10 protein-coding genes are annotated in these 11,713 nt (G+C 71.4%); 3 read left to right on the top strand and 7 right to left on the bottom strand.

Annotation, left to right across the window (positions count from 1 at the left end):
- From NQ160_RS10675 to NQ160_RS10665, 3 genes are all read right to left on the bottom strand, one after another.
- A partial coding sequence (locus tag NQ160_RS10675) for a CoA-binding protein (RefSeq protein WP_257515224.1) occupies positions 1-470 on the bottom strand: 470 nt, incomplete at its 3' end.
- A 25-nt stretch (positions 471-495) separates the two neighbouring features.
- The gene (gene sucC, locus NQ160_RS10670) at positions 496-1,662 is read right to left on the bottom strand and encodes an ADP-forming succinate--CoA ligase subunit beta (protein ID WP_257515223.1); all 1,167 of its coding nucleotides are present in this window, start codon (positions 1,660-1,662) and stop codon (positions 496-498) included.
- Positions 1,663-1,808: 146 nt separating this feature from the next.
- Entirely contained in the window at positions 1,809-3,323 is a 1,515-nt protein-coding gene (locus NQ160_RS10665; RefSeq protein ID WP_257515222.1) for an FAD-dependent oxidoreductase, read from the bottom strand.
- A gap of 71 nt (positions 3,324-3,394) precedes the next feature.
- Between NQ160_RS10665 and NQ160_RS10660 the strand changes: the two genes are divergently transcribed.
- The gene (locus NQ160_RS10660; protein WP_257515221.1) at positions 3,395-4,066 is read left to right on the top strand and encodes a TetR/AcrR family transcriptional regulator; all 672 of its coding nucleotides are present in this window, start codon (positions 3,395-3,397) and stop codon (positions 4,064-4,066) included.
- A gap of 6 nt (positions 4,067-4,072) precedes the next feature.
- Here the strand turns inward: NQ160_RS10660 and NQ160_RS10655 are convergent, their stop codons facing one another.
- Entirely contained in the window at positions 4,073-5,653 is a 1,581-nt protein-coding gene (locus NQ160_RS10655; protein ID WP_257515220.1) for an aspartate:alanine exchanger family transporter, read from the bottom strand.
- A 65-nt stretch (positions 5,654-5,718) separates the two neighbouring features.
- Between NQ160_RS10655 and NQ160_RS10650 the strand changes: the two genes are divergently transcribed.
- On the top strand, positions 5,719-6,747 hold the full coding sequence (locus NQ160_RS10650; protein WP_257515219.1) for an ATP-dependent DNA ligase: 1,029 nt from the start codon (positions 5,719-5,721) through the stop codon (positions 6,745-6,747).
- Positions 6,748-6,808: 61 nt separating this feature from the next.
- Complete coding sequence (locus tag NQ160_RS10645) at positions 6,809-8,071, top strand: AI-2E family transporter (RefSeq protein WP_257515218.1); 1,263 nt, start codon at positions 6,809-6,811, stop codon at positions 8,069-8,071.
- A gap of 3 nt (positions 8,072-8,074) precedes the next feature.
- On the opposite strand, the gene ligD is transcribed toward NQ160_RS10645, so the two are convergent.
- The 3 genes from ligD to NQ160_RS10630 form a co-directional block, all read right to left on the bottom strand.
- Positions 8,075-9,106 carry a non-homologous end-joining DNA ligase gene (gene ligD, locus NQ160_RS10640; RefSeq protein ID WP_257515217.1) on the bottom strand — a complete coding sequence of 344 codons (1,032 nt, stop codon included), beginning with the start codon at positions 9,104-9,106 and terminating at the stop codon, positions 8,075-8,077.
- A gap of 64 nt (positions 9,107-9,170) precedes the next feature.
- Positions 9,171-10,190 carry an SseB family protein gene (locus NQ160_RS10635; protein WP_257515216.1) on the bottom strand — a complete coding sequence of 340 codons (1,020 nt, stop codon included), beginning with the start codon at positions 10,188-10,190 and terminating at the stop codon, positions 9,171-9,173.
- Positions 10,191-10,222: 32 nt separating this feature from the next.
- Positions 10,223-11,713, bottom strand: a 1,491-nt coding sequence (locus NQ160_RS10630) for an ATP-dependent helicase (protein WP_257515215.1), incomplete at its 5' end; no start/stop codon positions are given.

Here is an 11,713-nt window from a genome sequence, read left to right as displayed (position 1 = left end):
CCCTTGCCGGTGATGTTGGCGGGCGTGATGCCCACCAGCGACTCACCCGGCGTGATGATGCCGGGGCAGTTCGGGCCGATGATGCGCGTGGCGTTGCCCTTGCTCTCGGCGTACGCCCACGCCTCGGCGGTGTCGCCCACGGGCACGCCCTCGGTGATCACCACGAGCAGGCCGATGCCGGCGTCGATGGCCTCGATCATGGCGTCCTTGGTGAACGCCGGCGGCACGAAGGCGATCGAGACGTCGGCGCCCGTCTTCTCCATTGCCTCGGCGACGGAGGCGAAGACGGGCAGCTCGACGGCGTTGCCGTCCTTGTCGGTGTGCGAGACGGTCGTGCCGGCCTTGCGGGCGTTGACGCCGCCGACGATGTCCGTACCGGCCTTGAGCATCAGCGCGGTGTGCTTGGTGCCCTCTCCGCCGGTGATGCCCTGGACGATGACCTTGGAGTCTTTGTTGAGATAGATCGACATTGCGTAGTCCTTCTTCGTCCGGGGGTCAGGCGTTCGCGAGCTCGGCGGCCTTGTCGGCGCCCTCGTCCATGCTGGCGGCCAGGGTGACGAGGGGGTTCTTCGCGGCCGCGAGGATCGCGCGCCCCTCCTCGACCTGGTTGCCGTCCAGACGCACCACGAGGGGCTTGGTGGCGGTGTCGCCCAGGATCTCCAGGGCCTTGACGATGCCCTCGGCCACCGCGACGCACGACGTGATGCCGCCGAAGACGTTGACGAAGACGCTCTTGACCTGCTCGTCGCCGAGGATGACGTCCAGGCCCGCGGCCATGACCGTCGCCGAGGCGCCGCCGCCGATGTCGAGGAAGTTCGCCGGCTTCACGCCGCCGTGCTTCTCGCCGGCGTAGGCGACGACGTCGAGGGTCGACATGACCAGGCCCGCACCGTTGCCGATGATGCCGACCTGACCGTCGAGCTTGACGTAGTTCAGGCCGGCCGCCTTGGCCTTGGCCTCCAGCGGGTCGGCGGCATCCTTGTCCTCGAGCAGCTCGTGCTCGGGGTGACGCACCTCGGTGGCGTTGTCGTCGAGGGTGACCTTGCCGTCGAGGGCGATGATGTCGCCGGCGCCGGTGAGCACGAGCGGGTTGACCTCGACGAGGGTCGCGCCCTCGCCCTTGTAGACGTCGTAGAGCTTGACGAAGACGTCGGCGACCTTCTCTACGAGGTTCTCGGGGAAGTTCGCCTCGCGGGCGATCTCGAGCGCCTTGTCCTTGTCGATGCCGGTGAGGGGGTTGACCTCAACGCGGGCCAGCGCCTCGGGCTTCTCGACCGCGAGCTGCTCGATCTCCATGCCACCCTCGACCGAGCAGAGGCTCAGGTAGGAGCGGTTGGAGCGGTCCAGCAGCACCGAGAAGTAGAACTCCTCGGCGATGTCGGCACCGGCGGCGACCATGACGCGCTTGACGACGTGGCCCTTGATGTCGAGGCCGAGGATGGCCTTGGCCGCCTCATAGGCGTCGTCGGGGGTCTTGGCGACCTTGACGCCGCCGGCCTTGCCGCGGCCTCCGGTCTTGACCTGCGCCTTGACGACGACGAGCCCGCCGATCTTCTCGGCTGCCGCCTTCGCCTCCTCGGGGGTGTCCGCGATGATGCCGGCGAGCACCGGCACCTCGTACTTCTCGAATAGGTCTCGTGCCTGGTACTCGTACAGATCCACGTGCAATCCTTCGCTGGGCGACGGTGGGTTTTGGTGCCGAAACAATCTCGATGTCGAGATATCAGCCGACTCCTCAGCCTACTACCCGCGCATGAGGGGTCCTGCGCCGGGCGCCCGGGTGTCGGTGTCGGTGTGGTGTCGCCGCCTCAGTCGTCCGACCGCTGCACCAGACAGGGCAGATCTCGGCGCGCGGGTCCCTCGAGTCGTGTGCCGTCGGGCGCGAAGCGCGACGCGTGCAGCGGGCAGTCCCACGAGCGCTCCGCGTCATTCCAATCCAGCACTCCGCCGAGGTGGCTGCACACCGCGCTCACCGCCCGTGTCACGCCCCCGACGGTCGAGATGCCCACCGGGCGTCCGTGCCGCTCCGCGACGACACCCTCCCCCTCCGCGGGGCGGGGCACCGGCACCGCGGTGCGCTCGGCGCCGACCCAGCCGCGCGCGGCGGCGCCGGCGACCTTCGCGTTCTCCACGATCCCGCGTCCGAGGTCGCCGGGCATCGTCAGCCGGGTGCCGATCTGCCGCATCCACTGCGGCAGCTCCTCCCTGGCCTGTCCGCGGATCTCGGCCGCCAGGCGCAGCGCTGCCCACGGGGCGTTGGTGAGCCCCCACTTCGCGTAGCCGGTGGCGAAGCGCACTCGACCGAGGCCGCGGGGCAGCACGCCGACGAAGGGGATGAGGTTGTGCGAGGTGTAATCCTGCGCCGACCACCGATGAGTGGGCTCGGCGCCGGGAAAGTGCTGCTGCGTCCACGTGACGAGATCTTCGACCAGGCGGCGCTCCGACTCGGCGCGTCCGACCGGGTGGCCGTTGCCGCCGACGATGAGCCGTGAGCCGTGCTCGGCCACGGGACGCAGCGACCGCGTGGGGCCGTCGACGGAGAGGTAGAGGCCCTCGGGCACCGGGTCGGGAGTGTCGAACGCGACGCAGTACGACCGGCTGCCGCTGACCTTCGCGAACGTGAGCCCCCGGTCGATGATCGGTATGCCGGTGGCCAGCACCACCTGGCCCGCGGTCATCTCCCCCAGGGTCGTGCGCACCTCGGGCCGCGGGATCACCGACATGCCCATCACACGCACCCCCGTGTGCAGGGTGCCGCCGGCGGCGACGAACGCCGCGGCGAGCGCCCGGGTGAGGTCGTCGGGGTCAAGCGCCGTCTGGTCGTCGAGCGCGACGGCACGGGCGACGGGGAAGGGCAGACCCGCGAGCTCGTCGGCGGCGGCGATGCGGGTGGAAAGGCCCGCTTCGCGGGCGGCGTCGTGCTCGGCGTCGACGGTGTCCGTGCCGTCGGCGGACTGCGCATAGGAGTAGGCCGTGTGGGTCGTGCGGTCCACACCGGCGGCATCGGCGAAGGCCAGGATCCACTCCTGCCCGGCACGGTTCGCCTCCACGTAGGCGTGCACCAGGGATGCCGGGTGGTGGGCGCGGATCGTGGACAGTGTGCTCCCCTGCAGCAGCGACACCTTTCCGGTGTTCGACCCGCTCGCCCCGGCGGCGATGTCTCCGGCGTCGAGCACGGCGACGTCGAAGCCGTCGCGCGCCAGCATCACGCCCGTGCTGAGCCCGGTCAGCCCCGCGCCCACGATCACCACATCGCGGTGGGCGCCGCGCTCGAACGGCTGCGTCGGGACGGGACGGGGGTCCTGCTTCCAGAGAGCGCTCATCGTCCCACTCAACCCCCGACGTAGCATCCCCCCAAACGGCTTGACAGGGCCGGGCAGTAGGCTCCGTTGACATGAGCGACACCGACGCCGTGACCACCGCGCGCACCGCGGTCGTTGCCGCCGCGCTCGATCTCTTCGCCGCGCAGGGGTTCGAGGCGACCTCGGTCGAGCAGATCGCGCAGGCGGCCGGGGTGTCCCGCTCGACCTTCTTCCGTCAGTTCGGCGGCAAGGACGACGTCGTGTTCACCGACCACGAGGTGCTCCTCGAGCGACTGCGCGCCTACCTCGCCGACGACCACCCCGACCCATGGCAGGCGGTGTGCGAGGCGTCGGTGACGGTGTACCGCCACTTCGCCGCCGACCCCGACCTCGCCCGGCGCCGCTACGCCGTCGTGCGTCAGGTACCGGCCCTGCGCGACCGGGAGATCGTGACGGTGTTCCGCTACGAGCGCCTGTTCGACGAGTACCTGCGCCGGGCGATCCCCGACCTCGACCCGCTGGACGCGGTGGGTTTCGCCGCGCTGGTGACGGCCGTTCACAACCACGTGCTGCGCCGGCTGCTGCGGGGACCGAAGCGGGAGCCGGTGTCGGTGCTGCGCACGGCACTCGACGGCGCCCTGCAGCGCTTCGGTGTCGCCCCGACCAGCCCGCCGGCCGAGGACGACGTCGTGGTCGCCGTCTTCCCGCAGCGCATGCCGGCCGCCGAGGTCGCCCGCCGCGTGCAGGCCTCGCTCTCGCGCTGAGCGCGCTCAGAGCGCCACGAGCACCTGCGCCAGCAGGATCTTCACCACCATCGCCGCCGGGTACACCAGGGTGTAGGCCAGCGCGACGCGCGTGTCGTAGTCGGTGCGCAGGTTGGCGAAGGCGAGCAGGGCGGGGTTGGTGAGCGTTCCCGCCATGACGCCCGACAGCCGGGTGCCACCGGTGTGCATCGCGTGCCGCGCCACGAGGTAGGTGCCCGCCACCACGATCGTGGTGATGATGAACCCGAGCAGCAGCAGCCGCAGGATCTCGCCCGAGGTGATCGCCGAGATGATGAGCGAGCCCGCCTTGGTGCCGGCGTAGGCGAGGAAGATCACCAGCCCCACCTCTGACAGCACGTTCGCCGCCGTCGACGGCAGCGTCGTCACGATCGGGCCGATCCGCCGCACCCGCCCGAAGACGAGGCCGACGATGAGCGCCCCTGCCGCCGGCCCGAGCGCGAACACACCGCCGCCCGGGAGCGGCACCTGGATGAAGCCGAGCGCGAGGCCGAGCGCGATCCCCACCCCGAGAGCGGCGGGATTGATGTCGCTGATGCCGCGCTCGGAGTCGCCGATGAGCTCCGTCAGCGCCGGCATGGCGTCGCGCGGGCCGACGACCTGCAGCCGGTCGCCCTGCTGCAGCACGAGCGAGGCGTCGCCGATGATGTCGGCGTCGCCGCGGCGCACCCGGGGGACGGTCGCCCCGAACCGCTCCTGCAGGCCCAGGCTCGCGAGTGTGCGGCCCGCCAGCTGCGGGTTCGACAGGATCAGGCGCCGGTACTCCAGGCGTGAGCGGTCGTGCACGATGTCCAGCGACGATGTGTGGCCGAGCTCGGCGGCCACCGCCTCGACGGCATCCTGCGGTCCGACGACGTTGACGACGCCGCCGGGCGGCATCTCGGTGTCGGGTCCGACGGTCTCCATGTCGGCGCCGCCCTTGGCGCGCAGGCGCGAGAACGTGATGCGCCCGCCGTATCTGGCGCGCAGCGCGCGCGCCGTCGGTCGGTCGGTCGTGTCGATGCGCACCGCCTTGTCGACCAGCGGCACGCTGCCCCCGGTCTCGCCGGCGCGGTGGCGCAGCGCCAGACCGACCGCGAGCATGGGCCCGACCACGCCGAACACGTAGGCGCTGGCGTAGCCCACCGTCGCCTCGGGGCTGCCGCCGGTGGCGGCGAGCGCGGGGGTGTTGGTGACGGCACCGGCGAAGGTGCCGGCGATCGTGAGGGTCGAGACGCCCATGGCGCGACCGACCAGGAACGCCGCTGCGGCCGCCAGGATGAGGAACCCCGTGACGACCAGCAGCAGCGGGTACGCGGTGCGCAGCGCATGCCCGAAGCTCGGCCCGGCGATCAGCCCGACGCAGAACGCGAAGAGCACCAGTCCGGTGTCGCCGATGAGGGCGGGCAGCTCGATGGTGACGCCCATGGAGACGCCCCAGGCGGTCAGGCCCATCGCGCCGAAGAGCACTCCGATCGCCCCGAGCGACACCCCGGCGATGCGGATGCGGCCGAGAGCGGAGCCCAGTCCCACCAGCAGGAACACGGTGAGCACGGGGTGCGCGGCAAGGAACTCGAAGACCGGGCGCATGCACCCGAGTATGCCCCGACGAACCGCCCGTGGCGAGGCGCGGGCCTGCCCGACAGGATGGGGACATGTACGACATCCCCGCCCCGATGCTGGCCAAGGCCGTCCCCGCCGTACCCGACGGGCCGAACTACAGCTTCGAGCCCAAGTGGGACGGGTTCCGGGCGCTCGTGGCCTTCGACGGCACCGACGTCGAGATCGGCTCGCGGGGCGCCAAGCCGCTGACCCGGTACTTCCCCGAGCTCGTCGAGGCCTTCGCCCGGCTGCTCCCCGAACCGTGCCTCGTCGACGGCGAGATCGTGGTCGCCGTGGGCGAACCCGGCGCGGAGAAGCTGGACTGGCCGGCGCTGTCGCAGCGGATCCACCCCGCGGCATCCCGCGTCGCCCTGCTGTCGGCCGAGACCCCGGCGATGTTCATCGCGTTCGACCTGCTGGCGCGCGGCGATCGCGACCTGCAGGCAGAGCCCTTCGCGACGCGGCGGGCGGAACTGGTGAATCTGCTTCACGGCGTGCCCGACCCGGTGCACGTCACCCGCACCACCGAGGACGCCGCGCAGGCGCGCCGCTGGCTGGCGGAGTTCGAGGGCGCGGGCTTGGACGGCGTCGTCGCCAAGGCGCTCGATGCGCCCTACACCCCCGGCAAGCGCACGATGCTGAAGATCAAGCACGCGCGCACCGCCGACGTCGTCGCGCTGGGCTACCGCATCCACAAGAGCGGGCAGGGCGTCGGGTCGCTCCTGGTGGGCCTGTACGACTCCGCCGGACGGCTGCGCAACGTGGGCGGGGTGGCGGCGTTCAGCAACGCCTGCCGCTTGGAGCTCGTCGAGGAGCTGGCGCCCCTTGTCGAGACGGATGCCAGTGGCGCCGCTGTCACCGGCGAGACCGACCGCTCACGCTTCTCGTCGGCGAAGGACACCTCGTTCGTGCGGCTGCGCCCCGAACGGGTGCTGGAGGTGCGCTACGACCAGCTCGAGGGCGACCGGTTCCGCCACACCGTGCAGTTCGAGCGCTGGCGGCCCGACCGCGACGCGCGCTCGTGCACGTTCGAGCAGCTGGAGGCCGTGGCGGCGTACGACCTGGCCGACGTGCTGCAGTGACCCGCTGATCCCGCCTCGTCAACCCACCTCGTCCTGGTCCTGCGGGCGGTACGGTCGACGCATGGGACTGTTCACGCGCTCACCCCGCTCCATCAGCATCGACGCGCCGCTGCGGGTGGACGCCCAGTCGCCCGTGCAGCTCGGCGCCGACCGCGCTCCGTGGAGCCTCTGGGCCGACGGCATGGGCAAGCTCGCGATGCGGGCGCTGCAGCTGATCCTCATCGTGGCGGTGGCCGCGGCGGTCATCCTCGGCATCCAGCAGATCACCGTCGTCACGATCCCGCTCGTGCTGGCCCTCATCCTCGCCTCGGCGTTCGCGCCGGTGATGAGCTGGATGCGCCGCCACGGCGTGCCGGCCCTGGTTGCCACCCTCGCGACGCTGCTGGCCATCTTCGCGCTGCTCGGCGGGGTCGGATGGCTCATCGTCTGGGCCGTTCGGGACCAGTGGAGCGAGCTCTACGGCCAGGCAGAAGAGGGATTCCAGACCGTCGTGGCGTGGGCGCGGGACCTGCCCTTCGCCATCGACCAGGCCCAGATCGACGAGTGGATCGGCGCGGTCACCGACTTCGTCACCAGCGCCCAGTTCGGCTCGGGCGCCCTCGCCGGCGTCGGCGCGGTCGCGAACTTCATCACGGGGCTCGTGCTGCTGGTCGTCATCCTGTTCTTCTTCCTCAAGGACGGCCCGCGCATGTGGGCGTTCCTGCTGCGGCCCTTCCGCGGCGAGAACTACGAGCGCGCGGTGCGCATCGGCGACAAGACGGTGCAGACCCTGGGCTCCTACATCCGCGGCACCGCGACGGTGGCCGCCGTCGACGCCCTCGGCATCCTCATCGGTCTGCTGATCCTGCAGGTGCCGCTGGCGATCCCGCTGGCCGTGCTGGTGTTCCTCCTCGCCTTCATCCCGATCGTCGGCGCGACCGTCGCCGGCATCCTCGCCGCCCTCGTGGCGCTCGTCGCCAACGGCTGGGTCGTGGCGCTCATCGTCGTCGGCGTCGTGGTGCTCGTGAACCAGCTGGAGGGCAACTTCCTGCAGCCGGTCCTCATGGGACGGTCGATGAAGCTCCACGCCTTCGTCGTGCTGATCGCGTTGACCGTCGGCACGGTGCTGGGCGGCATCCTCGGGGCCGTACTCGCGGTGCCGATCACGGCCGTCGTGTGGGGCGCGATTCAGGTGTGGGACGGCGACAACAAGCCTGCCCGATGGGCGCGCCCGAAGCCGAACGAGGCCGAAGCAGGCTCCCCCGAGCGCTGGGCCCGCTCGCGTCGCAAGCGCAAGGCGGTCGCCGAGGCTGCCAAGCACCCGGTCACCCAGCCGGTGTCGTAGGGCTCAGCCCTCTTCAGGCTGCCGCGCACGGCTGGGCTGCACCCGCGGGGGCTCTCCCGGCATCTTGGGGAAGTCCGGCGGGAACGGGAGCTCACCGAGCCCGTCGGCGACGTCGCGCTCCCACCACTGCAGCAGTGTGTCGATGCGCCCGGGCGCAGCCTGCAGATCCGCCCACGGGTCGCCGACGTCCGCGAGTCGCTGGGGCACCGTGCGCACGGTGAAGGCGGCGGGGTCGACCCCCGCGGCGAGCTCCTCCCACGTCACCGGCGTCGCCACCGGCGCACCGGGGAGCGCCCGCGGACTGTAGGCGCCCGCCATCGTGCGATCGCGGTTGGCCTGGTTGAAGTCGAGGAAGATGCGCTGTCCGCGCTCCTCCTTCCACCAGTTCGTCGTGACCTTCTGCGGCATCCGGCGCTCGAGCTCGCGGCTGGCGGCGATGACGGCGTGGCGCACGTCGAGGAACTCGTGGGTCGGTTCGATCGGACAGAACACGTGGATACCGCGGTTGCCGCTGGTCTTGAGGAACGCGGTCAGCCCCGCCTCGGCGAGCACGTCGCGCAGGGCGGGCGCCACCGCGGCGGCGTCGGCGAAGTCGGTGCCCGGCTGCGGGTCGAGATCGATGCGCAGCTCGATGGGGTTGTCGGTGTCGGCCGCGAGCGATGCCCACGGGTGGAAGACCACGGTGTTCATCTGCACGGCCCAGACGGCGGCGGCGATCTCGCGGAGGACCACCTGCGGATGCCGACGCCCGCTGTTGTAGGTGACCATGACCTCGTCGACGTACTCCGGCGCGCCCTTGGGCGGATTCTTCGAGTAGAACCGTTCCCCGTCGATGCCGGCGGGGAAGCGCTCCAGCGACACCGGCCGGTCGCCGTTGGCGGTGAGGAACGGCTCGGCGACCGCGATCACGTACTCGGCGAGCTCGTGCTTGGTGATGCCGAGATCGGGCCACAGCACCCGGTTGGGGCTCGAGAGGCCGACCTCCCGGTCGCCGTCGGGACCGGGGACGGTGAGGGTGATGCGCTCCGATGCCATGCCCCGACCCTAGGGGTGCGGCCCCACACCCCGCACCGCCCGGTGCGGGGTGTCGCAGGGCGGCTCAGGCGGTGAGCGCGAGGACCGGGGCGAGGGCCGCCCGGTCGAGCATGATCCAGGGGCCGGCGGGGTCGACGACGACGCCGGTGAGGCCGGCGTCGGCGACGAGCGCCTTGGACAGCTGCTGCGGGGTGAGGGGCACCGCGCGGTCGTTGCGGCCGAGCACCGCGACCTCGAGCGGGTGCGAGAACACCTCGAGGTGACGGGAGCCGTTCGCGCCGCGCACCTCCGAGACGCCCATGCGCTTCTCCTCGCCGGGCACGGCGCCTGCGGCGACCCACACACGTGTGGTCGCGAGGGCTGCGCCGACGGCGGCCGGCGTCTCATCGGTGCGCTCACCGGCGAGCAGGTTCTTCAGCGTGAACTCGGGGTCCGCGTCTTGGAGGGTCTTCTCCACGAGTGCCTTGGGCAGGACGGCCCGACGACCCGGGGTCGCGTGGTCGAGAATGAACCCGGCGTACGGGCCGTCGACGACGTTGCGGAGGATCGCGCCGACGGGCTGACCCATTGCGGAGGTCTCCTTGTCGCCGTCGGCCGCGACGCTGGCCTGCAGGGCGTCGCCGCCGGTGAACGCCAACAGGTAGCGGTCGTCGCCGACAGCCGAGACCGCCATGGTGAGCTGCTTGCCCTCGGCCAGCTGCGCCCGGGCGTCGCCGCGCACGCGGACGAACAGGTGGCCCTGCAGCAGCTGGCGCATGAGCATCATGATGTCGAGGGGTTCGGGCTGCTCCGGCAGCGCCGTGAGCGCGGCACGCACGAGCACGTTGTCCGGCAGTCCCGGCACGCTCTCGGTGCGCGCCGGCGCCTCGGCCGGTCCGCGCTGCACGCGCTGAGCACCCTCGGGCACGGGCACCGACGCCGGCCGGGCCGCCGGGGCGGGCTTGCCGAAGGTCGACATCGAGATGTTCACCTGGGGAACCGACTCGGCGTCGACGCCCGGCGCTTCCGGCTCGGGGGCGACGTCAGCCGTTTCGACCTCGTCGGGTGCAGTGGTCTTCTTGTCGCGCCGGGAGAACAGAGCCATCTGTCGAGCGTAGCCGGTGGGTGGGAAGACGCTCAGAGCTTGACGATCGGCGCGACCTTGATCAGCAGCTTCTTGGCGCCGGCGGTGTCGAAGCGCACGTGCGCGATGCGCTTGGCACCTTCGCCGGTGACGGTGTCGACCCGGCCCTCGCCGAAGTCGTCGTGGCGGATGCGGTCGCCCGCGGCGAGCTCGAGATCGCCGTTGTCGCGCACCTTCGCCGTCACGCGGTTCGGGAACCGGCTGGGGTCGGTGACGCGGGCGGAGCGCCCGAGCGGCACTAGGTCGTCGCCGTAGCGCGATCCCCCGCCGAAGCCCCCGGACGAGCCGGAGCCGCCGCCGGGGCGCCGCGCGTTCAGCGCGCGCGACTGCGTGCCGCCGCGCGAGTTGACGTCGCCGGGCGACTGCCGCCAGTGCACGAGGTCGGCGGGGATCTCCTGCAGGAACCGGCTGGGCATGGCCGCCGAGACCTCGCCGAACTGCGCGCGGGTCATCGCCAGCGACAGGTAGAGGCGCTTGCGTGCGCGGGTGATGCCGACGTAGAAGAGGCGCCGCTCCTCCTGCGGTCCGCCCGGCTCCCCCGCCGAGATGCGGTGCGGGATGAGGTCCTCCTCGACGCCGGTGAGGAACACCGTGTCGAACTCCAGGCCCTTGGCGGTGTGCAGAGTCATCAGCGACACCGAGCCGGATCCGTCGTCGAGGTCATCGGCATCCGAGACGAGGGCGACGTCGGTGAGGAAGTCCAGGATCGTGCCCTCGGGATTGTTGCGGGCGAATTCGCGCGCGACCGCGACGAACTCGTCGAGGTTCTCCACCCGCGCCTCGTCCTGCGGGTCCTTGCTCCGCCGCAGGGCGTCGAGGTAGCCGCTCTTGTTCAGCAGCAGCGTCAGCCCCTGGGCGATCGCCGACGGCGGCGGCAGCTCCCCGGAAGGGGGCAGCATGAGGTCGGATGCCTCGGCCAGCACGGCATCCAGCTGCGAGATCGCTGTCTGCAGCTTCGGCCCGACGCCCAGTGCGGAGGCGTTGGCGAGCGCGTCGCGGAAGGTGATCTGCTCTTCGGTGGCGTAGCGGGCGATGGCCGTCTCGGTGACATCGCCGATGCCGCGACGCGGACGGTTGAGGATGCGGCGCACCGCCATCTCGTCGGCGGGGTTCGCCACGGCGGTCAGATAAGCCAGCGCGTCCTTGATCTCGGCCCGTTCGTAGAACTTGGTGCCGCCCATGATCTTGTACGGCACCGCCGAGCGGATGAAGATCTCCTCCAGCGCACGGGACTGCGAGTTGGTGCGGTAGAACACCGCCATCTCGGAGTACCCGACCCCGGCCTTGCGCAGCCGGTCGATCTCGTCGGCGACGAACTGCGCCTCGTCGTGCTGCGAGTAGCCGGTGAAGCCGACGATCTTCTCTCCCGCCCCGACGTCGGTCCACAGCTTCTTGTCCTTGCGGTCGAAGTTGTTGCCGATGACGGCGTTCGCCGCCGACAGGATGTTCTGCGTCGAACGGTAGTTCTGCTCCAGCAGCACCAC

The sequence above is a fragment of the Microbacterium sp. zg.Y909 genome (assembly GCF_024626565.1).
This window is presented reverse-complemented; position numbering and strand designations above follow the sequence as displayed.